Annotated in this window: 20 protein-coding genes; 8 read left to right on the top strand and 12 right to left on the bottom strand. The window is 71.6% G+C overall.

Annotation, left to right across the window (positions count from 1 at the left end):
* Window positions 1-21: 21 nt before the first annotated feature.
* Window positions 22-1,404 carry an FAD-dependent oxidoreductase gene (locus AB0E62_RS09655; protein ID WP_362190454.1) on the top strand — a complete coding sequence of 461 codons (1,383 nt, stop codon included), beginning with the start codon at window positions 22-24 and terminating at the stop codon, window positions 1,402-1,404.
* 51 nt (window positions 1,405-1,455) lie between these two features.
* Window positions 1,456-2,280 carry a rhomboid family intramembrane serine protease gene (locus tag AB0E62_RS09660; RefSeq protein ID WP_362190456.1) on the top strand — a complete coding sequence of 275 codons (825 nt, stop codon included), beginning with the start codon at window positions 1,456-1,458 and terminating at the stop codon, window positions 2,278-2,280.
* Between the two features lies 1 nt (window position 2,281).
* Here the strand turns inward: AB0E62_RS09660 and hemE are convergent, their stop codons facing one another.
* On the bottom strand, window positions 2,282-3,349 hold the full coding sequence (hemE, locus tag AB0E62_RS09665) for a uroporphyrinogen decarboxylase (RefSeq protein ID WP_362190458.1): 1,068 nt from the start codon (window positions 3,347-3,349) through the stop codon (window positions 2,282-2,284).
* A gap of 86 nt (window positions 3,350-3,435) precedes the next feature.
* Between hemE and AB0E62_RS09670 the strand changes: the two genes are divergently transcribed.
* From AB0E62_RS09670 to AB0E62_RS09690, 5 genes are all read left to right on the top strand, one after another.
* On the top strand, window positions 3,436-4,110 hold the full coding sequence (locus AB0E62_RS09670) for a DUF3000 domain-containing protein (RefSeq protein WP_362190460.1): 675 nt from the start codon (window positions 3,436-3,438) through the stop codon (window positions 4,108-4,110).
* 280 nt (window positions 4,111-4,390) lie between these two features.
* Complete coding sequence (locus AB0E62_RS09675; RefSeq protein WP_030777669.1) at window positions 4,391-5,050, top strand: response regulator transcription factor; 660 nt, start codon at window positions 4,391-4,393, stop codon at window positions 5,048-5,050.
* A gap of 147 nt (window positions 5,051-5,197) precedes the next feature.
* The gene (locus AB0E62_RS09680; RefSeq protein WP_362190462.1) at window positions 5,198-6,490 is read left to right on the top strand and encodes a ribonuclease D; all 1,293 of its coding nucleotides are present in this window, start codon (window positions 5,198-5,200) and stop codon (window positions 6,488-6,490) included.
* 552 nt (window positions 6,491-7,042) lie between these two features.
* Window positions 7,043-8,260 carry an acetyl-CoA C-acyltransferase gene (locus AB0E62_RS09685; protein ID WP_362190464.1) on the top strand — a complete coding sequence of 406 codons (1,218 nt, stop codon included), beginning with the start codon at window positions 7,043-7,045 and terminating at the stop codon, window positions 8,258-8,260.
* Window positions 8,257-10,386, top strand: a complete 2,130-nt coding sequence (locus AB0E62_RS09690; RefSeq protein ID WP_362190466.1) for a 3-hydroxyacyl-CoA dehydrogenase NAD-binding domain-containing protein — start codon at window positions 8,257-8,259, stop codon at window positions 10,384-10,386. The genes AB0E62_RS09685 and AB0E62_RS09690 overlap by 4 nt, the downstream gene beginning before the upstream one ends.
* A 51-nt stretch (window positions 10,387-10,437) precedes the next feature.
* On the opposite strand, the gene AB0E62_RS09695 is transcribed toward AB0E62_RS09690, so the two are convergent.
* Entirely contained in the window at window positions 10,438-11,454 is a 1,017-nt protein-coding gene (locus AB0E62_RS09695) for a hypothetical protein (RefSeq protein WP_362190467.1), read from the bottom strand.
* Window positions 11,455-11,527: 73 nt separating this feature from the next.
* Here AB0E62_RS09695 and AB0E62_RS09700 point away from each other — a divergent pair, with 73 nt between their 5' ends.
* Window positions 11,528-11,920 (top strand): NTP pyrophosphohydrolase, encoded by a 393-nt coding sequence (locus AB0E62_RS09700; protein WP_362190469.1) that lies wholly within the window; start codon window positions 11,528-11,530, stop codon window positions 11,918-11,920.
* 173 nt (window positions 11,921-12,093) lie between these two features.
* Here AB0E62_RS09700 and AB0E62_RS09705 read toward each other — a convergent pair whose 3' ends face one another.
* The 10 genes from AB0E62_RS09705 to ngcE all read right to left on the bottom strand — a co-directional run bounded on the left by AB0E62_RS09705 (window position 12,094) and on the right by ngcE (window position 25,667).
* Complete coding sequence (locus AB0E62_RS09705; protein ID WP_362190471.1) at window positions 12,094-13,563, bottom strand: glycosyltransferase family 39 protein; 1,470 nt, start codon at window positions 13,561-13,563, stop codon at window positions 12,094-12,096.
* Between the two features lie 70 nt (window positions 13,564-13,633).
* Entirely contained in the window at window positions 13,634-15,145 is a 1,512-nt protein-coding gene (locus AB0E62_RS09710) for an amino acid permease (protein WP_362190473.1), read from the bottom strand.
* A 142-nt stretch (window positions 15,146-15,287) separates the two neighbouring features.
* Window positions 15,288-17,216 (bottom strand): 1-deoxy-D-xylulose-5-phosphate synthase, encoded by a 1,929-nt coding sequence (gene dxs / locus AB0E62_RS09715; protein WP_362190475.1) that lies wholly within the window; start codon window positions 17,214-17,216, stop codon window positions 15,288-15,290.
* Between the two features lie 157 nt (window positions 17,217-17,373).
* Entirely contained in the window at window positions 17,374-18,687 is a 1,314-nt protein-coding gene (locus AB0E62_RS09720) for a sugar ABC transporter permease (protein ID WP_362190477.1), read from the bottom strand.
* Window positions 18,684-19,484 (bottom strand): ATP-binding cassette domain-containing protein, encoded by an 801-nt coding sequence (locus AB0E62_RS09725; protein WP_362190479.1) that lies wholly within the window; start codon window positions 19,482-19,484, stop codon window positions 18,684-18,686. Before AB0E62_RS09725 ends, AB0E62_RS09720 begins: the two co-directional genes overlap by 4 nt.
* A gap of 196 nt (window positions 19,485-19,680) precedes the next feature.
* Window positions 19,681-20,793 carry a substrate-binding domain-containing protein gene (locus AB0E62_RS09730; protein ID WP_362190768.1) on the bottom strand — a complete coding sequence of 371 codons (1,113 nt, stop codon included), beginning with the start codon at window positions 20,791-20,793 and terminating at the stop codon, window positions 19,681-19,683.
* A 133-nt stretch (window positions 20,794-20,926) separates the two neighbouring features.
* Window positions 20,927-22,126 carry an ROK family transcriptional regulator gene (locus tag AB0E62_RS09735; RefSeq protein WP_362190481.1) on the bottom strand — a complete coding sequence of 400 codons (1,200 nt, stop codon included), beginning with the start codon at window positions 22,124-22,126 and terminating at the stop codon, window positions 20,927-20,929.
* Between the two features lie 205 nt (window positions 22,127-22,331).
* Window positions 22,332-23,261, bottom strand: a complete 930-nt coding sequence (locus AB0E62_RS09740; RefSeq protein ID WP_362190483.1) for a carbohydrate ABC transporter permease — start codon at window positions 23,259-23,261, stop codon at window positions 22,332-22,334.
* A gap of 4 nt (window positions 23,262-23,265) precedes the next feature.
* On the bottom strand, window positions 23,266-24,192 hold the full coding sequence (locus AB0E62_RS09745) for a sugar ABC transporter permease (protein ID WP_362190485.1): 927 nt from the start codon (window positions 24,190-24,192) through the stop codon (window positions 23,266-23,268).
* Between the two features lie 29 nt (window positions 24,193-24,221).
* On the bottom strand, window positions 24,222-25,667 hold the full coding sequence (gene ngcE / locus AB0E62_RS09750) for an N-acetylglucosamine/diacetylchitobiose ABC transporter substrate-binding protein (RefSeq protein WP_362190487.1): 1,446 nt from the start codon (window positions 25,665-25,667) through the stop codon (window positions 24,222-24,224).
* Window positions 25,668-25,680: the final 13 nt, after the last annotated feature.

Genomic DNA, 25,680 nt, shown 5'->3' on the forward strand with positions numbered 1-25,680 from the left:
CGTGCCCCGTAGCGTGTTCCCATGAGCATCGGCGGCAGGGAACGGCTGGTCGTGATCGGGGGCGACGCCGCGGGCATGTCCGCGGCGTCGCAGGCGCGGCGGCTGCGGGAGCCCGGGGAACTGGAGATCGTGGCGTTCGAGCGGGGGCACTTCACCTCCTTCTCGGCGTGCGGCATCCCGTACTGGGTGGGCGGCCAGGTCCCGGAGCGGGACCGGCTGATCGCGCGGACGGCCGAGGAGCACCGCGCGCGGGACATCGACCTGCGGATGCGCACGGAGGTCACGGAGATCGACGTGGCCGGGCAGCGGGTGCGCGCGCGGGACGTCGATTCCGGCAGCGAGTCCTGGACGTCGTACGACAAGCTGGTCATCGCCACCGGTGCCCGGCCGGTCCGCCCGGACCTGCCCGGCGCGGACGCCCCCGGGGTGCACGGGGTGCAGACGCTGGACGACGGGCAGGCGCTGCTGGACACCCTGACCGGCACCCGGGGCCGCCGGGCGGTGGTCGTGGGCGCCGGCTACATCGGGGTGGAGATGGCCGAGGCGCTGATCCGCCGGGGCTTCGAGGTGACGGTCGTCAACCGGGGCCGGGAGCCGATGTCGACGCTGGACCCGGACATGGGCCGGCTGGTGCACCGGGCCATGGAGGGCCTCGGCATCACCATGGTGAACGACGCCGAGGTGACCGAGGTGCTCACCGGCGCGGACGGCCGGGTGCGGGCGGTGGCCACGCGGGACGCCGAGGTCCCGGCGGACGTGGTGATCCTGGGCATCGGCGTCCGCCCGGAGACCGCCCTCGCGCGGGCCGCCGGACTGCCGCTCGGCGCGCACGGCGGGCTGCTCACCGACCTCGCGATGCGGGTGCGCGGGCAGGAGGTCGTCTGGGCGGGCGGCGACTGTGTGGAGGTGCTGAACCTGGTCTCCGGACAGGAGCAGTACGTTCCGCTCGGCACCCACGCCAACAAACACGGCCAGGTCATCGGCACCAACGCGGGCGGCGGCTACGCCACCTTCCCCGGTGTCGTGGGTACGGCGGTGAGCAAGGTGTGCGACCTGGAGATCGCCCGCACCGGCCTGCGGGAGAAGGACGCCCGCCGGGTGGGCCTGCGGTTCGAGACCGTCACCATCGAGTCGACCAGCCGGGCCGGCTACTACCCGGGGGCCGCGCCCATGACGGTGAAGATGCTCGCCGAGAGCCGTACGGGACGGCTGCTGGGGGTGCAGATCGTCGGCCGGGAGGGGGCGGCGAAGCGGGTGGACATCGCGGCGGTCGCGCTGACCGCGCGGATGACCGTGGAGCAGCTGACGGCCCTGGACCTGGGCTACGCCCCGCCGTTCTCACCGGTGTGGGACCCGGTTCTGGTGGCCGCGCGCAAGGCCGCCTCGAAGGTGCGGACGGGCTGACCCCCGGCGGGCGCGCTGATAGGCGGGCCGGATCGCGGGCACTACTGGTGTGTGGTCATCCCCGTCCATGACGTGAATCCGGTGCGCCGCACCCCCTGGGTGACGTACGCGCTCATCGCCGCCAACGTGCTGGTGTTCGTCACCATGCCCGGCATGGCGGGTTCCGTGACCGGCGGCACCAGGCTGGCGCAGCTGTGCGACCTCCAGGCGTTCCTGGACCACTACGCGGCGGTCCCCCGGGAGCTGGTCCACGGACAGCTGCCCCGGCTGGTGCCGACGGGCGACGTCGGCGTGGGCCCGCACGGGCCGGGCTGTGTGGTGGCGCCGCCCGGTTACGACAAGTCGCCGCCGCTGTCGGTGTTCACGGCGATGTTCCTGCACGGCGGCTGGCCGCACCTGCTGGGGAACATGCTGTTCCTGCTGATCTTCGGCAACAACGTCGAGGACCGGATGGGCCACATCCGTTTCTTCCTCTTCTACGTGGTGTGCGGCTACGCGGCCGGGTACGGCTTCGCGCTGCTCAACGACGCCTCCACCGACCCGCTGATCGGCGCGTCCGGGGCGATCGCCGGGGTGCTCGGCGCCTATCTGGTGCTGTATCCGCGGGCCAGGGTGTGGGTGCTGGTGCCGTTCCTGGTCTTCCTGCCGCTCAGGCTGCCCGCCTGGCTGGTGCTCGGGTTCTGGTTCGGGCTCCAGGCGGTGTACTCCTCCGGGCACGGGGTGTCCGGGGCGGGCACGGTGGCGTACGCGGCGCACGTGGTCGGCTTCGTGGCGGGCATGCTGCTCGCCTGGCCGCTCAAGCCCGGCACGCCGCCCCCGCCGGAGCCGCCCGGCCTGCTGTTCGGCAGGCGCGCGCGGCCCCGTCACACCTGGTGAGTCAGCGCGCGCTCGCGGTGTGCACGTACTCCGTGAGCCGGGTCAGCGCGTCCGGGTCGGTGTTCGGCATGACGCCGTGGCCGAGGTTGAAGACGTGCCCCTCCAGGCCGGCGGCGGCGTCCAGCACCTCCTGGGCCTTGGCCTCGAGGATGTCCTTGCCCGTGAACAGCACGGTCGGGTCCAGGTTGCCCTGGAGCGCCTTGCCGGGGCCGACGCGGCGGGCGGCCTCGTCCAGCGGGACGCGCCAGTCGACGCCGACGACGTCCGCGCCGGCCTCGCCCAGGAGGGGCAGCAGCTCGCCGGTGCCGACGCCGAAGTGGATGCGCGGGACGCCGTACCCGGCGACCGCGTCGAAGACCTTCACGGAGGCCGGCATGACCGAGCGGCGGTAGTCCGCGGGGGACAGCGCGCCGGCCCAGGAGTCGAACAGCTGGACGGCACTGGCGCCGGCCTCGATCTGCACCTTCAGGAAGGCGGCCGTGATGTCGGCGAGGCGGTCCAGCAGGTCGGCCCACAGCTCGGGGTCGCCGTACATCATGGCCTTGGCGTTCTCGTACGTGCGCGAGGGACCGCCCTCGACCAGGTAGCTCGCGAGGGTGAACGGCGCGCCCGCGAAGCCGATCAGCGGGGTGGCGCCCAGCTCACGGGTGAGCAGGCCGACGGCCTCGGTGACGTACGCGACGTCCTCGGGGGTGAGGTCGCGCAGCCGGGCCAGGTCGGCGCGGGTGCGGACGGGCTGGTCGACGACCGGGCCGACGCCGGGCTTGATGTCCAGGTCGATGCCGATGGCCTTCAGCGGGACGACGATGTCGCTGTAGTAGATCGCCGCGTCCACGCCGTGCCGGCGCACCGGCTGGAGGGTGATCTCGGTGACCAGCTCGGGCCGCGTGCAGGACTCCAGCATCGGGACACCCTCGCGGACCTTGCGGTACTCGGGCAGGGAGCGGCCGGCCTGGCGCATGAACCACACGGGGGTGTGCGGCACGGGTTCGCGCCGGCACGCCTTGAGGAACGCGCTGTCGTACGTGGCTGCGGGCGCCTGGCCCGTGAAGGTGTCGTTGGCGGTCACGGGGCAAGTCTCGCACGACACCGGTGACCGGCGGCGCGGGGTGTCTTGCCCTGCGCGACGGCCCGCTTCCCCTTACTCTTCCCCGCATGGCTGCGGCTCAGGGACGACTGTCGGACGGCGCTGACGGAATGGACGACGCGGAGGACACCGCTCAGGGACGGGGGGGCGGCGGTGGGCTGCCGCCGGCGTTCCGGGCCGCGGTCGACGCGCTGCGCGCGGCGCGGCCGCGGCCGCAGGTCGAGGTGGAGCCGACCCCCGCCCCGCAGCGGCTCGCGCCGTACGCGTACGCGCTGGAGGCGGTGGTGGTCGACGGCGAGCAGGAGCTGGCCGACGGGCGGCTGGTGCTGCTGCACGACCCCGACGGGCACGACGCGTGGCGGGGCACGTTCCGGCTGGTGACGCTGGTGCGGGCGGAGCTGGAGCCGGAGATGGCGGCCGATCCGCTGCTGCCGGAGGTGTGCTGGTCGTGGCTGACCGGGGCGCTCCAGGCGCGGGGGCTGGCCTACGGCGAGCCGAGCGGCACGATCACGCGGGCGGGCTCGCACTACTTCGGCGGGCTGGCGGAGCGGCCCGCCGCCTCGCAGATCGAGATCCGCGCCTCGTGGACGCCCCGTGAGGGCCTGGGCGGGGTGCCGGACACGGCCGCCCACCTGGTCTCCTGGTGCGATCTGCTGGCGCAGGTCGCGGGCCTGCCGCCGGCCGGCCCCGGGGACGCGTCGGTGGTGACCCTGCCGCAGCGCCGGGGCCCGCAGTCCCGCTGAGGCGGGGCATTGTCCCCATGAGCGGTCGCTCGCGATGTCGTATTGACCATCTCTTTGTCGATACGGCCACTTTCCGTACTCGAATCGCACTCGCTCGAACCGACTCGATCTTCGGATGATCGATCGCGTGTCCGAATTGCACGGATTGTTACTCACTAGATCGTGATCACTCCCTAAAGGCGGACGAGTTTGCTGCCGAAGACGACTGTGACCTTGAAAGCACGGTTCGTCCCGGCTTCATCCCCACAAGCCGGCCCCGTCCCCCCACCCAGGAGGCCTGGTGTCCGTTCTCCTTGAGCAACCCGCAAGCCTGGTCGCCTACCGCCCGAACAAGCCGACCGCCATGGTGGTCGTGGCCGATCCGCGCGTCCGCTCCACCGTCACCCGCCATCTGTGGGCGCTGGGCGTGCGCGATGTCATCGAAGCCTCGTCCATCGCGGAGGCTCGTCCCCGCATCGGCAACCCGCGCGACATCTGCGTCGCCGACGTCCACCTCCCCGACGGCTCCGGCCTCACCCTGCTGTCCGAGACCCGGGCCGCGGGCTGGCCCAACGGACTGGCACTCTCCGCCGCCGATGACATCGGCGCGGTCCGCAACGCACTGGCCGGCGGCGTCAAGGGCTACGTCGTCACCGGCACCCGCACCAACATCGGACTGCCCACCCGGCCCGGCGCCGCTCCCCTCGGCGCCGCCGCCCGGATGCACCGCCGCCCCCCGGGTGCCCCGAGCCACCCGGGCGGCTACCGGGAGCTGTCCGGACGCGAGGTCGAGGTGCTGCGGCTGGTCGCGGAGGGCCAGTCGAACAAGGCGATCGGCGTGTCCATGGGCCTGTCCGCCCTCACCGTCAAGAGCCACCTGGCCCGTATCGCCCGCAAGCTGGGCACCGGTGACCGGGCCGGCATGGTGGCCGTCGCCCTGCGCACCGGGATCATCCACTGAGCCCACCGGATGCCCCCTTCGGCGCAATCCCCCCTGTCCCCCGCCGCCCCTGACCCCGCCCGCCGCTGACCGGTTTACGCCCCTGCCGCGCCCGTCGACGGAACGTTCCGTCGACGGGCGCCGTGCGCGCACGGATACCCTTGACAGGTGACCGACGCCCAAGACACCGCAACAGACAGCTCCCTGCGCACCACCGGAGGCACTCCTCCGGACGACGCCGCCGGATCTTCTGTGACGGGGGCGCCGACTCCGTTGCTCGAACCCCGCGAGGGCATTCCGCCCGTGATCGCCGACGAGGCGGGCCTCGCCCGGGTGACGGCCGCCTTCGCCGCCGGCTCCGGCCCGGTCGCCGTGGACGCCGAGCGCGCCTCCGGCTACCGCTACGGCCAGCGCGCCTACCTGGTGCAGCTGCGCCGCGAGGGCGCCGGGACCGCGCTCGTCGACCCGGTCGCCTGCCCCGACCTGTCCGGACTCGGCGCGGCCCTGGCCGACGCCGAGTGGGTGCTGCACGCGGCCACGCAGGACCTGCCCTGCCTGCGCGAGATAGGCATGGTCCCGGCCCGCCTGTTCGACACCGAGCTGGCCGGGCGGCTGGCCGGCTTCCCCCGGGTCGGCCTCGGCGCCATGGTCGAGGGCGTCCTCGGCTACGTCCTGGAGAAGGGCCACTCCGCCGTCGACTGGTCGACCCGCCCGCTGCCCGAGCCGTGGCTGCGCTACGCCGCGCTCGACGTCGAGCTGCTCGTCGACCTGCGGGACGCCCTGGAGAAGGAGCTGGACCGGCAGGGCAAGCTGGAGTGGGCGCTCCAGGAGTTCGACGCGATCGCGACGGCGCCGCCGCCCGAGCCCCGCAAGGACCCGTGGCGCCGTACGTCCGGGATGCACAAGGTGCGGCGGCGCCGGCAGCTCGCCGTGGTCCGCGAGCTGTGGGAGACCCGGGACCGGATCGCCCAGCGCCGGGACGTCTCCCCGGGCAAGGTGCTCAGCGACGCGGCCATCGTGGAGGCCGCGCTCGCCCTGCCCGGCCATGTGCACGCCCTCGCCGCGCTGAACGGCTTCGGGCACCGGATGGGCCGACGGCAGCTGGAGCAGTGGCAGGCCGCGGTGGACCGGGCCAAAGCGGTGCCGGAGGCGGCGCTGCCGCAGCCGGGGCAGCCGGTGGCGGGGCCGCCGCCGCCCCGGGCGTGGGCCGACAAGGACCCGGCAGCGGCGGCCCGGCTGTCCGCCGCGCGGGCCGGGGTGTCCTCCCTCGCCGAGCGGCTCGCCATGCCCCAGGAGAACGTGATCTCCCCGGACACGGTCCGCAGGATCTGCTGGGAGCCGCCCAAGGTGGTGGACACCGCGTCCGTGGAGGCCGCGCTGGCCGGGCACGGTGCGCGTCCCTGGCAGATCGGGCTGGTGACGCCGGTACTGGTGGACGCGCTGGCGGCGAAGGGCGCCTAGCCGGCGCCGAGGTGCTCTGCCCGTAGACGCCGCCCGGGCCGCGGGAGCGGAAAAGGGACGGCGAGATCACGCCAAGATCCTGCCGCGGCATGTGAGGACGGCAGCGGGTGCCGAAGAGGCCGCAGCGGACCGGCGACACCACCGCCGCCGGCGACGCGGTGCGCCGTCTCGCGGGGCTCGGGCACCGCGGGACCGCCCGGGCCGGCGGCCACGTGGGCATCCGGGCGGCGGCGTTCGACCGGGCCGGGCGGGTGGCGGAACCGGCCGGAGCGTGGCGGATGGCGGCCGGCTTCTCCGGTGAGGCGCCGTCGGCGGCGGCGCCCGGAGCGGTGTGTCGCCGCCGGCCCCGGGCGACTCCTGGCCGGGCCGGCCGGCCCGTCCGGTGCGCACGTCCGTGCCGGCGCCGATGAGTTCGGTGGCTCACCCGGAGGTGTGACGTTCACCGCTCCCCCGTACAGGGCTGTGCAGCTACGTTACTCATAAGTAGCATGGGGCTGAGCGCGCGCTCAGCGCAACGCAGCAGTGCCACCCCGCATCTGGAGGAGAGCCATCGTGCCTCGTACCGTCAGGGACGTCGTCTTCGTCGACGGCGTCCGCACCCCGTTCGGCAAGGCGGGCCCGAAGGGCATCTACCACGAGACCCGCGCCGACGACCTTGTCGTGAAGGCGATCCGGGAGCTGCTGCGCCGCAACCCCGGGCTGGACCCGAAGAAGATCGACGAGGTCGCCATCGCCGCGACCACGCAGATCGGCGACCAGGGCCTGACCCTCGGCCGTACGGCCGGCATCCTCGCCGGCCTGCCGCAGTCCGTGCCCGGCTACTCCATCGACCGCATGTGCGCCGGCGCGCTGACCGCCGTGACGACCACCGCCGGTTCGATCGCGTTCGGCGCCTACGACGCCGTCATCGCCGGCGGTGTCGAGCACATGGGCCGCCACCCGATGGGCGAGGGCGTGGACCCCAACCCGCGCTTCGTCTCCGAGAAGCTGGTCGACGAGTCCGCCCTCTTCATGGGCATGACCGCCGAGAACCTGCACGACCGGTACCCGTCGATCACCAAGCTGCGCGCCGACGAGTACGCGGTGCGCTCGCAGGAGAAGGCCGCCAAGGCGTACGCCGACGGCAAGATCCAGGCCGACCTGGTGCCGATCTCGGTGCGCCGGACCAGCCCCGAGGGCGGCGAGACCGGCTGGGGCCTGGTCACCGCCGACGAGCCGATGCGCCCGGGCACCACGCTGGAGAACCTGGCGAACCTGAAGACGCCGTTCCGTGTGCACGGCCGGGTCACCGCGGGCAACGCGGCCGGTCTGAACGACGGCGCCACCGCGTCCGTCATCGCGAGCGAGGACTTCGCCCGCGAGCACGGCCTGCCGGTCAAGATGCGCCTGGTGTCGTACGCCTTCGCGGGCGTCGAGCCGGAGGTCATGGGCTACGGCCCGATCCCGGCCACCGAGAAGGCCCTCGCCAAGGCGGGTCTGAGCATCTCCGACATCGGCCTGTTCGAGATCAACGAGGCGTTCGCCGTCCAGGTCCTGGCCTTCCTGGAGCACTACGGCATCGCCGACGACGACGCGCGCGTCAACCAGTACGGCGGCGCCATCGCCTTCGGCCATCCGCTGGCCTCCTCCGGCGTCCGGCTGATGACCCAGCTGGCCCGCCAGTTCGAGGAACAGCCGCACGTCCGCTACGGCCTGACCACCATGTGCGTCGGCTTCGGCATGGGCGCGACGGTCATCTGGGAGAACCCGCACTTCGAGGGGGACAAGTGAGCACCACCGCCGAGCTTCTGAAGCAGGCCTCGGACCTGTTCCCCGACGAGGTCGTCACGAGTGCGCACGTGCGCCACTTCGACCTCCCCTTCGGCGCGGGCCGGTTCGCGCTGATCACGCTGGACAACGGCCTGGACCACACCAAGCCGACCACCTTCGGCCCGGCCTCGCTGGCGAACCTGAACACCGCCGTCGACCAGGTCGAGAAGGAGGCGGCCGAGGGTGAGATCGTCGGCGTCGGCATCACCGGCAAGCCGTTCATCTTCGCCGTCGGCGCCGACCTCAAGGGCGTCGAGCTGCTGAAGGAGCACGAGCACGCGCTCGCCATCGGCAAGGGCGGCCACGAGGTCTTCAAGCGGCTGTCGAAGCTGGCCGTGCCGACCTTCGCGTACTACAACGGCGCGGCCATGGGCGGCGGCGTCGAGGTCGGTCTGCACTGCACCTACCGGACCGTCTCCAAGGCGATCCCGGCGTTCTCGCTGCCCGAGGTCTTCCTCGGCCTGGTCCCCGGCTGGGGCGGCTGCACCCTGCTGCCGAACCTGATCGGCGCCGAGAAGGCCGTCTCGGTCATCATCGAGAACTCGCTGAACCAGAACAGGCAGCTCAAGGGCCAGCAGGTCTTCGACCTCGGGATCGCCGACGCCCTCTTCGAAGGCGCCGACTTCCTGGAGCAGTCGCTGATCTGGACGGCGCAGGTCCTCAAGGGCGACATCGCCGTGGAGCGCCCGGCGATCGACCGAGGTGAGGCCTGGGACCAGGCCGTCGCCAAGGGCCGGTTCATCGCCGACGGCAAGGTGCACGGCGCGGCCCCGGCCGCCTACCGCGCCCTGGACATCATCGCCGCCGCCAGGAACGGCGACCTCCAGCAGGGCTTCGACGCCGAGGACCAGGCCCTCGCCGACCTGATCATGGGCGGTGAACTGCGCGCCGGCATCTACGCGTTCAACCTCGTCCAGAAGCGCGGCAAGCGTCCCGCCGGCGCCCCGGACAAGAACCTGGCGCGCCCGGTCACCAAGGTCGGTGTCGTCGGCGCCGGTCTGATGGCCTCCCAGCTCGCCCTGCTGTTCCTGCGCCGCCTGGAGGTGCCGGTCGTGCTGACCGACATCGACCAGGAGCGCGTCGACAAGGGCGTGGGCTACGTCCACGCCGAGATCGACAAGCTGCTCGGCAAGGGCCGCGTCAACCAGGACAAGGCCAACCGCCTCAAGGCGCTGGTCACCGGTGTCCTGGACAAGGCCGAGGGCTTCTCCGACGCGGACTTCGTCATCGAGGCCGTGTTCGAGGAGATCGGCGTCAAGCAGCAGGTGTTCGCGGAGGTCGAGGCGGTCGCCCCGGCGCACGCGATCCTCGCCACCAACACCTCCTCGCTGTCCGTGTCCGAAATGGCGTCGAAGCTGAAGCACCCCGAGCGGGTCGTCGGCTTCCACTTCTTCAACCCGGTCGCGGTGCTGCCGCTGCTGGAGATCGTCCGCGGCGAGCAGACGGACGACGCCTCCCTGGCGACCGCGTTCGCCGTCGCCAAGAAGCTGAAGAAGACCGCGGTACTGGTCAAGGACGCCCCGGCGTTCGTCGTGAACCGCATCCTGACCCGCTTCATGGGCGAGATCCAGAACGTCATCGACGAGGGCACCCCGGTCGAGGTCGCCGAGAAGGCCGTCGAGCCGCTCGGTCTGCCGATGTCCCCGCTGGTGCTGCTGGAGCTGGTCGGCCCGGCGATCGGCCTGCACGTCTCCGAGACGCTGCACGGCGCGTTCCCGGACCGCTTCAAGGTCTCCCCGAACCTCAAGGCGGTCGTGGAGGCGGGCAAGCGCGGCTTCTACGTCTACGACAGCGGCAAGCCGGAACTGGACCCGGAGGTCGCCGCGCTGCTCGAGCAGGGCGACACGGTCCTGACCGAGGAGCAGGTGCGGGCGCGGGTGCTGGACGCGGTGGCGCAGGAGATCGGGCTCATGCTCGAGGAGGGCGTCGTCGCCGAGGCCCAGGACATCGACCTGTGCCTGATCACGGGCGCCGGCTGGCCCTTCCACCTGGGCGGCATCACGCCGTACCTGGACCGCGAGGGCGTCTCCGAGCGCGTGAACGGCAAGAAGTTCCTGGCCCCTGGCGTGGCCAGCGTCCCGGCGTGATCCCGTAGGACGCGAAAGGGCCCCCGCTTCGGCGGGGGCCCTTTCGCGTGGTCAGAACTGCCGCCACGCCTCCAGCGCCAGCCCGGGCTCGTCCTTGCGGCGGGTCAGCAGGAGCTGTCCGGTCGACGGGGACAGGGTGGCCGCCACCACGCGGTCCGTCTCGTCCGTGGTGAGGGACACCAGGGCGTCCAGCGGCAGTTCGGGGCCCGACTCGGTCCACCAGGCGCCCGCCGACTCCTGCTCGGTCGGGTACCCGGCGAAGGCAACCCGGCGGCTCGCCGTCCGCTGCGCCAGCAGGGTGCAGTCGTATCCGTCCAGGTCGCAGCGGACCGCCGAGACCGGGCCGGGACCGGCCGCGGGCAGCAGCGGGACCGGCTTGCCGCCGGGCCGCCAGGCGCACAGGGTGTCGTCGGTGTCGGTGTAGAAGACGGTCGTACGGTCCGCGGAGGTGGCCAGGGCACGCAGGGTGCCCGGCCGGACCGGGGCGGGAAGGGACTCCTGGAGCACGGGCACGGCGCCCGGCGACTCCTGACGCCAGTACAGCAGGCCCCGGGGGTCGGCCGCGTACAGCTCCACCGTGCCGGACGCCGCGGTGACCGCGGCCAACTGTTCGTGCACCTCGCTGCCCTTCAGGTCCCGCCAGGGGCCCCAGCCGCCCTTCTCCTTCTGGCCGAGCATGCTCACACCGCCGGCCTTGTTCCGGACGAACACATGGGCACGGCCCTGCGCGTCGACGGTGACCGCGGGGGTGCCGGTGCGTCCGCCGGTCTTGTCCGGGTGGCCGATCGGCTGCCAGTCCAGGGCGGCCAGATGCGGACGGAAGTGCGTGGAGTGCACCAGTCCGGCCTCGCCCTTGACGGTGGGCCGCCAGGAGACCAGATGGGCATAGCGGTCGGTGCCCTGGCCGACCGCCAGGACGGGGTGCAGTTTCTGGTCGCCGCCCATCCTGCGGGCGGCGGACCAGGGGCCGCCGGGGCCGCGCTCCGCCCGGCACAGGACGGCGTCGCCCGACAGCTGGTACACACTGAGCCGGCCGTCTCGGCCGCGAAGGAGCCAGTCGCCGTTCACCGGTTCACTTTAAGCCGCCCGGAACGGGCCCCGGGGCGCGGCCCCCGGGCTCGGGCCATGGGACCCTTGCGGTATGACCGAGCCCCTCGACGCCCCGCCCTCCCCCGCCCCGCCGCTCGTCATCGTGGACGGCGCGAACGTCGTCGGTTCGCGGCCCGACGGCTGGTGGAAGGACCGCAAGGGGGCGGCCGAGCGGCTGCGGGACCGGCTCGCGGGCGAGGGCCTGCCCGGGCACCCGGGGCCGGTGGAGATCGTGCTCGTGGTCGAGGGCGCGGCCCGGGGCGTGGCCTCCGTGCCGGGCGTGCGGGTGGAGTCCGCGCCGGGCAGCGGGGACGACCGCATCGTGGAGTTGGCCGCCGCCGGCTCCGGCCGCCCCCGCCTGGTGGTGACCGCCGACCGCGAACTGCGCCGCCGGGTGACGGAACTGGGCGCGCGGGTGGCGGGGCCGCGTACGGTTCTGGGCTGAGCCCTGCCGCTACGGCGCCGCGCCGGCCGGCCACCGGGAAGCACCGTCGCCGGGGCCTTCCCCGGCGAGAGTCACGGCCGACGGGACCCGCGCTCCGGAAGCCGCGGTCGCCACGGCGGCCCGCCGGGGCCGGCCGCCGGGAGCCGCCCCGCCACACGCCGCGCCGCGGGCCGCTACGGTCCTGCGCCCGGCCGCGCCGCCACGCGGGCGTACAGGACCGCGCCGTCCACCCGGGCGAGCTCCGTGTACCCGCTCTCCAGCAGACGGCGCAGGGTGGGCAGGCGGGCCGGGGCGTACGGCTTGCCGCGGGAGTCGTCGGCGATCACGGCGGGGGCGTGCGCGGCCAGCTCGCGGCGGAAGACGGGCCAGGTGCCGGGGACCGCGTACGCCTCGCCGACCCGGGCGCCGTCCCGGCCGCCGCTGTAGTTGGTGAGCAGGCCCGCGGTGAGGTAGCGGGTGGCGGGGGCGCGGCCGGCCAGCCAGTACGTCTCGGGGTGCATCCCCCACACCAGGACCCGGTCGCCGGGTGCCGTGCGGTGCGCGAGGGCCGCCGCCAGCCGCTCGGCGTGCGCGAGTTCGGTGCGCGGGGCGATCAGGCCCCAGCCGACGAAGAGGGCGCAGGCGCAGCCGGAGGCGAGGACGGCGGCCAGGTGCCGCTGCCCGGGCACGGCGTGCAGCGCGGCGGTGGCCAGCAGGGCGAGCGGCGGGACGAGTTGCACGTAGTAGTGGCCGAAGAAGTGGCAGCCGAGCACCACGGCGACGGCCGAGGAGGCGAACCACAGCCAGAGCCATGGCTCGGCCGCCCGGGTGCGCGGGCGGCGCAGGGCCCGCGCGAGCGGCCCGAGCAGTCCCGCCGAGGCCGCCGCGAGGAGCGCGGTGTTGGCCAGGGCGCGGCGCAGGACGTGGAGCTCGGAGCCGCTGACGGAGGCGTAGGCGGCGGAGCCGGTCACCGTCCAGAACAGGAAGCCGGCCGGATCCGTCAGCAGCGCCGCGCCGAGCACGGGCACGGTGCAGCCGGCCGCGAGCCGGGGCAGGGCCGGCCGGACGTCACCGTGCCGGCGCAGCAGCCAGAGCACCGGCAGCAGGACCGCGCCGCCGGTCTGCTTGGTCAGGAACGCGGCGGCGACGGCGGACCCGGCCGCGCCCCAGCGCCCGCGGTCCGCGCACCACACGGCGGCGGCCGTCCAGGGCAGTATGAACACCTCGAAGGTGGCCGCCTGCGTGTCCTCCGGGTTGAGCCCCACCGACAGCAGCAGACACAGCACCCCGGCGGTGCGGCCGGCCGCGTCGCCCCAGTGGCGGCGGGCCAGGGAGGCCAGCGCCACGGCGGTGAGCAGCTGGGCGAGGACGGCGAGGATCCGCAGCGGGGTCAGGGAGCCGGAGCCGCACAGCGCGAACGCCGCCTCGTACAGCCAGGGCAGCAGCGGCGGCTTGCGGTCCACCACCGTCTCGTAGAGCTGCCCGCCGTGGGCCAGCAGCCGGGCCTCCACGGCGAGGTAGCCCTCGTCGGGGTTCCACAGCGGGCGGGCGAAAGAGGGGATCCGGGTGACGCAGGCCAGCGCGGCCAGCAGGGGCAGCAGCCGGATCCAGTACGCCGTCCGGGGGGTCGCGGTCCGTACGGCGGCGAGCGGGGCGGCGAGCATGGTCAGCACGGTATCCGGACACCTGGCGCCGGGCGCCCGAGGACATACGGGGCAGGGAGTGTCGCCGGGGTCAGGTGGGCGGGCGCGCGCCCGCGCCCGCCGCGGCGCGCTGCCGTGCGGCGAGACGGCTGTGGGAGCGGCCGTAGAGGAAGTAGACGACGAAACCGATCAGCATCCAGATCGCGAACCGCAGCCAGGTCTCCGCGGGCAGGTTCAGCATCAGCCACAGCGAGGCGAGCACCGACAGCACCGGGACCAGCGGGACCAGCGGGGTGCGGAAGGCCCGGGGCAGGTCGGGGCGGGTGCGGCGCAGGATGATCACGCTGAGCGCCACGACGGCGAAGGCGAAGAGGGTGCCGATGTTCACCAGCTCGGCCAGTTCGCTCAGGCTGGTGAAGCCCGCCACGACGGCGATGACGACGCCGAGCAGGATGGTGGACCGGTAGGGGGTGCGGAACCTCGGGTGGGTCTGGGAGAAGAACCGGGGCAGCAGCCCGTCGCGGCTCATCGCGAAGAACACCCGGGACTGGCCGAGCAGCAGGATCATGCACACGGTGGTCAGGCCGACGGCGGCGCCGAAGCTGATCAGGCCCGCGAACCAGGGGTGCCCGGTGGCCTTGAACGCGTCGGCGAGCGGCGCCTCCACCGACAGCGCGCTGTACTTCTGCATGCCGGTGACGACGATAGACACGGCGACGTACAGGGCGGTGCAGATGACCAGGGAGCCGAGGATGCCGCGCGGGACGTCGCGCTGCGGATTGCGGGTCTCCTCGGCGGCGGTGGCGACGACGTCGAAGCCGATGAAGGCGAAGAAGACCACGGAGGCGGCGGTGAAGATGCCCATGACGCCGAAGTGGGAGGGGGCCCACCCGAACATCAGCTGGATCAGCGGCGCCTTGAGGCTGCCGCCGGCCGCGGCGGGCTGCTCCTTCGGGATGAACGGGTGGTAGTTGGCGCCCCGGACGAAGAAGGCGCCCGCGATGATCACGACGAGGACGACGGCCACCTTGACCCCGACGACCACCGAGGTGACCCGGGCGGACACCTTCATGCCGACGACGAGGATGACGGTCAGCAGCAGCACGAGGGCGGCGGCGAGGATGTCGAAGCCGAAGCCGGTGGCGCCGTCCCGCCCGCCGAGCGCCGCGGGCAGGTGCCAGCCCCAGTTGTCGAACAGCGAGTGGATGTAGCCCGACCAGCCGACCGCGACCACGGCCGTGCCGAGCGCCAGCTCGAGCACCAGGTCCCAGCCGATGGTCCAGGCGGGGAGTTCGCCCAGCGAGGCGTAGGAGAAGGTGTAGGCGGAGCCCGCCACCGGGACCGTGGACGCGAACTCGGCGTAGCACAGGGCGGCGAGCGCGCAGACGGCACCGGCGATGACGAAGGACAGCGAGACCGCGGGACCGGCGGTGTTCTTCGCCGCGGTGCCGGTGAGGACGAAGATGCCGGTGCCGATGATGACACCGACGCCGAAGACGGTCAGGTCCAGGGCGGACAGTGATTTCTTGAGCGCGTGCTCGGGTTCCTCGGTGTCCTGGATGGACTGCTCGACGTTCTTCGTCCGGAACAGCGTGCTGCTCACGAACCCACCTCCCACGCTTGCCGGCCTCGACATGATCGAGAGGGCCGGTGGACCGGTTTGCCCCGGCACAGGCAGGTTCACGCAAACAGGCCGGTTCCGCCACTTGGGGGAAGTGGCGGAACCGGCCCGTCGGGGCGCTCGCTCAGTCGCGCGCGGCCTCCACGGAGTCCACGGTGCCGGCCGACCGCTCGTACCGGCCGTCGAGCTTGGCGACCAGCCCGGTGACCTGGCGGGCGATGTCGGGCGCGGTCAGCCCGATCTCGGCCATGACCTCGGCGCGGGAGGCGTGGTCCAGGAAGCGCGGCGGGATGCCGAAGTCGCGCAGCGGCACGTCCACGCCCGCGTCCCTCAGGGCCTGGGCGATGGCGGAGCCGACACCGCCGGCCCGGCTGTTGTCCTCGACGGTGACGACGACCCGGTGCCGCTCGGCCAGCGGGGCCATGGCCTCGTCGACGGGCTTGACCCAGCGCGGGTCGACCACGGTGGCGGAGATGCCCTGCTTGTCGAGCAGGGCGGCGATCTCCAGGCACATCGGGGCGAGGGCGCCCACGGAGACCAGCAGCACGTCGGGGCTGTCGGTGCCGGGCTCGCGCAGCACGTCCATGCCGCCGACCCGGCCCACCGCGGGCACGGCGGGGCCGACGGCGCCCTTGGAGAAGCGCACCACGGTCGGCGCGTCCTCGACGGCGACGGCCTCGCGCAGCTGGGCGCGCACCTGGTCGGCGTCGCGCGGCGCCGCCAGCCTGAGCCCCGGCACCACCTGGAGGATCGACATGTCCCACATGCCGTTGTGGGAAGCGCCGTCGGTGCCGGTGATCCCGGCCCGGTCCAGTACGAAGGTCACCCCGCACTTGTGCAGGGCCACGTCCATGAGGACCTGGTCGAAGGCGCGGTTGAGGAAGGTGGCGTACACGGCGAAGACCGGGTGCAGCCCGCCGTAGGCGAGGCCCGCCGCGGAGACGGCGCCGTGCTGCTCGGCGATCCCGACGTCGTAGACCCGGTCGGGGAAGCGCTTGGCGAACTTGTCCAGGCCGACCGGCTGGAGCATCGCGGCGGTGATCGCGACGATGTCCTCGCGCTCCTCGCCCAGCCTGACCATCTCCTCACCGAAGACCGAGGTCCAGTCGGCGCCGGAGGAGGTGATCGGCAGCCCGGTGTCCGGGTGGATCCTGCCGACGGCGTGGAAGCGGTCGGCCTCGTCCTGGAGGGCGGGCTGGTAGCCGCGGCCCTTCTCGGTCAGGCAGTGCACGATCACCGGGCCGCCGAACCGCTTGGCCCGGGCCAGCGCGGACTCCAGCGCCTCGATGTCGTGGCCGTCGATCGGGCCGACGTACTTCAGGCCCAGGTCCTCGAACATGCCCTGCGGGGCGATGAAGTCCTTCAGCCCCTTCTTGGCGCCGTGCAGCGTCTCGTACAGCGGCTTGCCGACGACCGGGGTGCGGTCGAGGATGTCCTTGGTCCGGGCGAGGAAGCGTTCGTAGCCGTCGGTGGTGCGCAGGGTCGCCAGGTGGTTGGCGAGGCCGCCGATGGTCGGGGCGTAGGAGCGCTCGTTGTCGTTGACGACGATGACCAGCGGGCGGTCCTTGGCCTCGGCGATGTTGTTCAGCGCCTCCCAGGCCATGCCGCCGGTCAGCGCGCCGTCACCGATCACGGCGACGACATGGCTGTCCCGCTCGCGCAGCTGGTTGGCCTTGGCGATGCCGTCGGCCCAGCCGAGCACGGTCGACGCGTGGCTGTTCTCGATGACGTCGTGCTCGGACTCGGACTGCGCCGGGTACCCCGACAGGCCGCCCTTCATCTTCAGCCGGGAGAAGTCCTGCCGGCCGGTGAGCAGCTTGTGCACGTAGGACTGGTGGCCCGTGTCCCACAGCACCTTGTCCTTCGGTGAGTGGAAGACGCGGTGCAGGGCGATGGTCAGCTCCACCACACCGAGGTTCGGACCGAGGTGGCCGCCGGTCTTGGAGACAGCGTCGACGAGGAAGGTACGGATCTCCTCTGCCAGCTGGTCCAGCTCCTCCAGGCTGAGCCGGTCCAGATCGCGCGGTCCCCTGATGCGGGTCAGCAGCGGCACCCGTGCCTCCTTGAACTAGAGCTGATCGAGCTGTTGCCGGGCTCGCCCGAGTCTAATGCCGGGCCCGGCAGGCACCCCGAAGGGGCGCGGTCGACCGCGCGCACCGGCCACGACGGCCGGTGCGCGCGGTGATCCGCGCCCCTGGGGCGGGCGGCCGCTAGGCGCGGCCCGCGGTCTTCTGCGTCTTGCGCGTGATGGAGTCGATCACGACGGTGGTCAGCAGAACGGCGGCGGTGATCATGTACTTCACCGGCTCCGCGATGGACTGGAGCTGGAGACCGTACTGGATGGACACGATCACCAGCACGCCCAGCAGCGCGTTCCAGGTCCGGCCGCGCCCGCCGAAGAGCGAGGTGCCGCCGATGACGGCCGCCGCGATGGCGTTCATCAGCAGGTCGCCGGTGCCGGCGCTCTGGTTGGCGGAGGCGATCTTCGAGGCCAGGAACAGGCCGCCGATCGCGGCGAACCCGCCGGAGATCGCGAAGACGGAGATCCGCACCGCCGTGACGTTGATGCCCGCGCGCCGGGACGCCTCGACGCTGCCGCCGAGTGCGAAGACCTTGCGGCCGTAGGTGGTGCGGCGCAGCAGGAAGTCGCTGGCGACCAGGAACACCAGGAAGACCACCGTGGCCAGCGGCAGGCCCTTGTACTGGTTGTACATGTAGGCGGCGGCGAAGGCGACCACGGCCAGCAGCACCGTGCGCAGCACCGTGTCGCTCAGCGGCCGGGACGGGATGCCCGCGGCCTCCCGGCGCCGGTTGCCGAGGAAGGAGGTGAGGAAGAACACCCCGACCACGATCACGGCGAGCCCGTAGGCGGCCGCGATGTCCGAGAAGTAGTACGTGGTCAGCTTGGCGACCAGTCCGTCGCCGTCCAGGTTGATCGTGCCGTCCTCGCCCAGCACCTTCAGCATGAAGCCGAGCCAGAACAGCAGGCCGGCCAGGGTGACGGCGAAGGCGGGCGCGCCGAGCACCGCGAAGAAGAAGCCGTGCAGCGCGCCGATGGCGAGACCGGCGACGACGGCGAGGAGGACGGCCGCCCACTCGGGCCAGCCCTGGTTGACCGCGAGGACCGCCATCAGGGCACTGGCCGCGCCGCTGACCGAGCCGACCGAGAGGTCGATCTCGCCGAGCAGCAGGACGAAGACGATGCCGACGGAGATCATGCCCGTGCCGACCATGGTGATCGTCACGTCGTTGATGTTCTGCGCGGACAGGAAGTTCGAGTTCAGCGCCTGGAAGATCACGCAGATGACCGCGAGGCCCACGATGACCGGCAGGGAGCCCAGCTCGCCGGCCTTCATCTTGCGCTTGAACTCGTTCCAGTAGCCGAGCAGGCCCTCTTCCTGCACCAGCAGGCGCGGGTCGACGGCGGTGACCGCGGCGGCGGCGGCCTCGGGGTTCTCGACCGGGGTCGCGTCCTGCGGGGACGCCGTGCCGGGCTCGGTGGCGGAGGTCTTGTCGATGCTCACTGGGAAGCCTCCCCGTTCGCGCTGGACGTGCGGGCGGCACGGCGGGTGACGGCGTTGTCGGTGGCGCCGGTGATGGCGGAGATGATCTCCTCCTGCGAGGTCGACTTGACCTCGAAGACGCCGTTGTTGCGGCCGAGGCGCAGGACGGCGACCTTGTCGGCCACCGCCTTCACGTCCGCCATGTTGTGGCTGATGAGGATGACGGCGTGGCCGCGCTCGCGCAGCCGCTCGACCAGGTCGAGCACCTGGGCGGTCTGCTCGACGCCGAGGGCGGCGGTGGGCTCGTCCAGGATGACCAGCTTGGGGTCGCCGAGCATGGAACGGGCGATGGCCACGGTCTGGCGCTGACCGCCGGAGAGCGAGGCGATCGGGATGCGGACGCTGGGGATGCGGATCGACAGCGTGGTGAGCAGCTCGCGGGCGCGGCGCTCCATCTCGACCTCGTCCAGCACGCCCCACTTCCTCAGCTCACGGCCGAGGAAGAGGTTGCCGACGACGTCGATGTTGTCGCACAGGGCGAGGTCCTGGTAGACCGTCGCGATGCCCAGCGCCTGGGCGTCGTGCGGCTTGCTGATCGACACGGGCTTGCCATCCCACTCGATGACACCCTCGTCGATGGGGTGGACGCCGGCGATCGTCTTGACCAGCGTGGACTTTCCGGCGCCGTTGTCGCCGACCAGGGCGACCACCTCACCGGCGTGGATCTCGAGCTCTACGTCGGTGAGCGCCTGAACGGCACCGAACCGCTTGGAGACCCCGCGCAACGCCAGCACGGGCGTAGCGGACACGTGAACCATCTCCTTCGCCGCCTGACCCGGCGGGAGGTTGTGCAGAAGTTTGGGGGGAAGGACCGTCCGGCGCCCCGGGCCGAGCTTGCGGGGCTGTGTGGATGCGCCCAGGGCGCCGGAGGAAGGGGGGTGCGGCCGGCCGTCGTCCGTGCCGCGGGCGTTCAGGTGTCGAACGCCCGGCGGCCGGGAAGGGGCCGGGGGCCGCTTACTTGTTCAGGCCGAGCTTGTCGCAGGCGGCCTTGTACTTGCCGGAGCAGATCTCGTCGGCGGTGTAGATGCCGTCCTTGATCACGGTGTCCTTGATGTTGTCCTTGGTGAGGGACACGACCGGGACGAGCACGGACGGGACGTCCTTGGCGCTGGCGCTGGAGACCTTGTCCTTGGCGATGGAGTCCAGGGGCTCGCCCTTGGCGAGCGCGACGGCCATCTGGGCGGCGGTCTCCGCCTCCTGCGGGTACGACTTGTACACGCTCATGTACTGGTCACCGGTGACGATGCGCTGCACACCGGCCAGCTCGGCGTCCTGGCCGGTGACCGGGACCTTCAGGTCGGCGGCCTTGAGGGCGGTGATGATGGCGCCGGCCATGGTGTCGTTGGCGGAGTAGACGCCCGCGATGTTCTTCTTGCCGACAGCGGAGATGGCCGCCTCCATCTCGGAGTTGGCGTTGTCCGGCGCCCACTCCTTGGTGTCGTACTCCTTGGCGATGGTGACCTTGCCGTCGAGCACGGCGTGCGCGCCGTCCTTGAACTGCTTGGCGTTGGGGTCGGTCACCGAGCCGTTGATCATGACGATCTTGGAGGACTTGGTGGCCTTGTCGCCCATCGCCTTCAGCAGGGCCTCGCCCTGGGTCTTGCCGACCTCGACGTTGTCGAAGGAGGTGTAGGCGCTGATCGGGCCCTCGGCCAGGCGGTCGTAGGCGACGACCTTGATGCCCTGGTCCACGGCCTTCTTGACGGAGTTCTGGATCGCCTTGGCGTCCACCGCGTCGATGATCAGGACGTCCACCTTGTTGGTGATCATGGTGTCGACCTGCTGCGCCTGAAGGTTGGCGTCCTGGCGGGCGTTGTTGTACTCGACCTTGCCCTTGCCGTTGGTCAGCTCGCTGACCTTCTTCTCGATCATCGGCCGGTCGAACTTCTCGTACCGCGCGGTCTTGTTCTCCGGAAGGAGCAGACCGACCTTGATGTCGTCGCCCTTCTTGGCGGCCGACGCGGAGGACGAAGAGTCGTCGCTGCCCTTCGACTCCTTGGCACTGCCACAGGCGGCCAGCGAGACGGCCATGGCACCCGCGGCAACGGCAACAGCGGCACGACGCATACGTGCGTTCACTTGAGAAACCTCCCTGACGAGGCCGCGTCGTTGCGGCCGAGGTGGCTGGAAGTCAACTCGGCCACACGTGCGACGTCAAGAAGTAAATCCTTAACGAGATGGCAACGGTGCCATCCGTTCTCTAAGTGAAGGCAGGCGCCGTAGCCGGCAGGGTGCCGTCCAAAAGGGTGGAATCGCCCATCTCGCTGAGGGCGAGGGCGAGGGCGCCGAGCACCTCCGCGCGACCGCCAAGTGCCCCGGGAAGTACGGACAGTTGACGGGCGGCGCTGGGGATGGCGTAGCGGCCGACGGACTCCCTGATCGGGCCGAGCACCAGCTCGCCGGCCTCGGCGAGGTCGCCGCCGAGGACCACCCGGCTCGGGTTCAGCAGATTGCACAGATTGGCCACCCCGCTGCCGATGTGGCGGCCGACGTCGGCGATCACCCGGCGGCAGCCCGGGTCCCCGTCGCGGGCCAGCCGGACGACGCCCTCCATGGTCAGGTCGGGGCCGTGGCTGGGCTGGAGCAGCGGGAGGACGTAGCGGGCCGCCGCGAAGGTCTCCAGGCAGCCGCGGTTGCCGCAGCGGCAGACCGGGCCGGACTCGTCGAGGGTGATGTGCCCGATCTCGCCGGCCGTGCCGCCCGGGCCGCGGTAGATCGTGCCGTCAATCACCAGGCCGGCGCCGACACCGCTGGCCACCTTGATGTAGGCCAGGTCGCGCACGCCCTTGCCGCTGCCCCACACCAGCTCGCCGAGGGCACCGAGGTTGGCGTCGTTGTCCACGTGCACGGGGACGCCGAGCCGCTCGCGCAGCTCCTCGGCGGGCTTGGTGCCGCCCCAGCCGGGCAGGATCGCGGTGGACCCGAGGGTGCCGGACTCCACATCGATCGGGCCGGGCACGCCGAGCCCCACGCCGGCCACCTTGGTGCGGTCCACGCCGGTCGCCGCGATCAGCCGGCTGACCAGCTGTTCGGCCCGGTCGAAGCCCTGGTCGGCGGAGGCGTCGACGTCCAGCGGCTCGGCCTCCTCGGCCAGCACCTGGTGGGCGAGGTTGCCGACCGCGACCCGCAGGTGGGTGTGCCCGAAGTCGACGCCGATCACGATGCCGGCGTCCCCGCTCAGGCTGACGCTGCGGGCCCGCCGCCCGCCCGCCGAGGTGGGGGTGACCTCGACGGTTCCGCCGTCCTTCAGCTCCCGCACGATGTTGGAGACGGTCGCTGCGGACAGCCCGGTCGTCCGCGCGATCTCCGCCTGAGTGAGGGACCCGGCCAGCCGTACGGCCCGGACCACCCGCTCCAGGTTGGCTCGGTGCAGTGACGACTGCGACCCTGGAGTCTCCACGACGACCTCCTGAGCGCGGGGCCGCTTCGGCGAGGCCCCGTGTATGTCCAACTAGTGAACTCTAAGCTGAGCCGTTCGGGGCGACTCACGTCAAGAGGTTGAACCGTTTCCGGGCGACCCCGGCACAGCGGAGCACACCGCTCCGGAAGCCGGAACGGTGTGCGCGCACGCAATCACGGGGTGTCGCCCCGCCGGGTGGCCGGGGCTACTTCAGCGCCCCCGCGGTGAGCCCCTGCACCACCTGCCGCTGGAAGACGATGTACGCCGCGAGCACCGGCAGCATCGCCATGACCAGGCCCGCGAACAGACCGGACCAGTCGCCCTTGTACCCCTGGCTGACCGCGAGCTGGACCAGTCCCTGGGTGAGGACCTTCTTGTCCGGGTCGGTGTTCAGGACCGTGGGCAGCATGTACTGGTTCCACTGGCCCAGGAAGTTGAAGATGCCCACGCTGATCAGACCGGGCTTGGCCATGGGCAGCATGACCTGGAAGAACGTACGCGTGTGCGAAGCGCCGTCCACGAAGGCCGCCTCCGCCACCGAGGCGGGCAGGGTGCGGAAGAACGCCGTGAGGAAGAACACCGTGAACGGCAGCGAGTAGGCGATGTACACCAGGATGAGACCGTGGATCGTGTTCAGCAGGCCCATGTTGTTCACGACGTAGAACAGCGGGACCAGCGCGAGCATGACGGGGAAGCTCATGCCGCCGACGAACAGGTAGTAGATGAAGCGGTTGCCCGGGAAGTCGAACCGGGCCAGCACATAGGCGGCCATCGAGCCGAGCACCAGGGTGCCGACGAGCGAGCCGCCGACCACCAGGACGGTGTTCAGGAAGTAGTCGCTCATGTGGGCGTCGGTCCAGGCGCGGGACCAGTTGTCGAAGTGCAGCCGGTCCGGCAGCGACCAGGGCGAGCCGAAGATGGAGCCGTCGTCCTTGAAGGACGTCATCACCGCCCACACCAGCGGCATGACCACCATGATCGCCCAGATCACGAGGACGCCGTGGGAGAAGACGTTGAGGACGGTGCCCTCCTTCTGCCGCCGGGCGGGCCGGCGCGCCTCCGGGTGCGGGTCCGTCTTGCGGACGGTGGCGCCGGACTCGGCCGGCGGCGGGGCGGGGGTCTCGGTCGTCTTCATCGGTTCAGAACTCCAGCCGCTCGCGACGGCCCAGCCGCATCACGACCGCCGCGAACGCGAGCGTGACGACCAGCAGGGCGACGCCGATGGTGGTGGCGTACGCGGCCTGACCGTCCCGGAACGCCTTCTGGTACACGTAGAGGACCATCACGGTGGTCGAGTAGTCCGGCCCGCCCGGTCCGGTGGTCATGATCTGCACGACCGCGAAGGACTCCGCGCCGAGGGCGAGGATGCCCAGGTAGACCCAGCCGGACTGCACGGTGTCCCACAGCAGCGGCAGGGTGACGCGGAAGAAGGTGGTGGCGCGGTTCGCGCCGTCCAGCAGCGCCGCCTCGTACAGCTCGGCCGGGATCGAGGCCATGCCCGCAGAGAACAGGACCACGAAGAAGCCGACCGTGGACCACACCAGCACCGCCATCACGCACCACAGGGCGAGGTCCGGATCGCCCAGCCACAGCGGCTGCACCCCGTCGAGGCCGATACCGCGCAGCACCGAGTTGACCGCTCCGCTCTCCGGGTTGTACGCGAAGGCGAACAGCAGCGAGACGATCGCGATCGAGAGCACCTGCGGGAAGAAGTAGACGATTTTGTAGAAGGCCGAGCCCCGCACCCCGGAAATGGCGGGGCCGCCCTTCCGTCGCCGGCCGCCCACATTGATCATGAACGCGAAGAACAGCGCCAGGCCGAGCGTCACCACCGGCAGCACCAGAGCGAACAGGAGACTGTGCCGCAACGACTTCCAGAAGATGTCGTCGTCCAGCATCCTCTCGTAGTTGCCGAACCCGATCATCTTGAAATCGGGACTGAGGCCCGTCCAGTCCGTGAACGAGTAGTAGATGGACTGGATGAACGGCCACACCACGAAGAGTGCGTACACTCCCAGGGGCAGAGCCAGAAACCCCACGATGAACCGGTATTTGCCGTGCTGCATCGCCACTCCGGTGCTGTCAGGGTGCCGGATTACTGGTGCTTGTAGTGCTTGATGGAGGAGTCCTTGGCCGCCTCGTCGGCGAAGGCCTGGATCTTCTTGATCGTCTCGGCCGGGGTGAGCCGGCCGGCCATCATCTCGCCGAGACCGGAGACCCCGATCTTCTCCTTCTGCAACTGCACGTACCAGTCCTGGAGCCGGGGGTTCACCACGTTGCTCCCGGCCTTCTCCAGCGCCGCCACCCCCGACTTGAGGCCCGGGGTCAGGGTGATGCCGGTGGTGCCGCCGTTGAACGCGGTCAGCGACTTCACCTTGGCCGTGAAGTTCTTGGAGGACGCCTCGGAGAGCATGATGCGCAGCTGCTCCATGCCGCCCTCGCCGTTCTTCGCCTTGGCCGGGACGATGAAGGGCTCGCCGCCGGAGGCCCAGATGGTGCCGAACGGCAGCTTGTCGGAGCCGTCGAGGCCGGAGGGCGCGGAGACGGCGAGGCCGAAGTCGGCGGGGATGACGTTGGCCGACTCGTTCTCCACCCAGGAGCCGTTCGGGTGGAACAGCGCCTTGCCCTTGGCCCACGCGGTCTGCGACTGGATGTGGTCCAGGCCCGGGGTGCCCTGGAGGATGTAGCCCTTCTTGTACAGCTCGTAGTAGGCCTCGAAGCAGGCCTTGACCGCCGGGTGCTTCCAGGCGTTCGGCTCCAGGTTGTCGATGGCTTCGAGCACCTCGCGCCCGCCGACCTTGGCGATCATCGGGTACAGCGAGAAGGGGATGTAGTACGGGTACTTGCCCGCGTAGGTCCAGCCCGCGATGCCCTTCTTCTTGGCCTTCGCACACAGCGCGAGCATGTCGTCCCAGGTCTCCGGGTAGGCCGCGTCCAGGGAGTCCAGGGCCTTCTGCGAGTACCAGACGCCGTAGACCGTGTAGGCGTAGTACAGGATCCAGACCGGGTCGCCGTCGAACTGGCCCATCTCCACGATGCCGGGGCGCAGGGTGTCGCGGACCTTCTTCTTCGGGTCGTCGTACGACGGCGCGTCCAGCAGCGGGGTGAGGTCGGCGAGCTGGTCCTTGCCGACGAGGACGCCCATGTCCATCTGCTCGGCGCCGGAGTTGTCGATGAGGTCCGGCGGGGTGCCCTGGTTGAAGCGGGGCTGGAGGGTCGACTGGATCTTCAGGGTGGCCGAGAATTTCACCTTGGCCTTGGGGAAGTCGTGCTCGTAGAGCTTCACCGCGTCCTCGGCGTACTCCTTGCCGAAGCCGCCGTCGAAGAGGACGAATTCCATCCCGGCGCTGTCGTTGACACCGAGCGGGTTCTTGGCCGTCTTCTTGCCCTGCTCGGCCTTGCTCTGTCCGTCGCCGCCGCTGCTCGCGCAGGCGGACAGCAGGCCCATCCCCGGCGTTGCGACCAGACCGAGCGCCGCCGAACGCTTGATCAGATCACGGCGGCCGACACCTTCGGCACCAGGGTGCGCAGTGGATCCCATGCTCAAGTCCTCG

Origin of the sequence: Streptomyces sp. NPDC038707 (assembly GCF_040636485.1) — a bacterium.
GTDB lineage: Bacteria > Actinomycetota > Actinomycetes > Streptomycetales > Streptomycetaceae > Streptomyces.

Coding starts and splice junctions, on each gene's coding strand:
- AB0E62_RS09740 (WP_362190483.1), bottom strand. CDS start 23,261: ATGAAGACGACCGAGACCCCCGCCCCGCCGCCGGCCGAGTCCGGCGCC.
- AB0E62_RS09725 (WP_362190479.1), bottom strand. CDS start 19,484: ATGGTTCACGTGTCCGCTACGCCCGTGCTGGCGTTGCGCGGGGTCTCC.
- AB0E62_RS09700 (WP_362190469.1), top strand. CDS start 11,528: ATGACCGAGCCCCTCGACGCCCCGCCCTCCCCCGCCCCGCCGCTCGTC.
- AB0E62_RS09705 (WP_362190471.1), bottom strand. CDS start 13,563: ATGCTCGCCGCCCCGCTCGCCGCCGTACGGACCGCGACCCCCCGGACG.
- AB0E62_RS09730 (WP_362190768.1), bottom strand. CDS start 20,793: ATGCGTCGTGCCGCTGTTGCCGTTGCCGCGGGTGCCATGGCCGTCTCG.
- AB0E62_RS09745 (WP_362190485.1), bottom strand. CDS start 24,192: ATGCAGCACGGCAAATACCGGTTCATCGTGGGGTTTCTGGCTCTGCCC.
- AB0E62_RS09655 (WP_362190454.1), top strand. CDS start 22: ATGAGCATCGGCGGCAGGGAACGGCTGGTCGTGATCGGGGGCGACGCC.
- AB0E62_RS09670 (WP_362190460.1), top strand. CDS start 3,436: ATGGCTGCGGCTCAGGGACGACTGTCGGACGGCGCTGACGGAATGGAC.
- ngcE (WP_362190487.1), bottom strand. CDS start 25,667: ATGGGATCCACTGCGCACCCTGGTGCCGAAGGTGTCGGCCGCCGTGAT.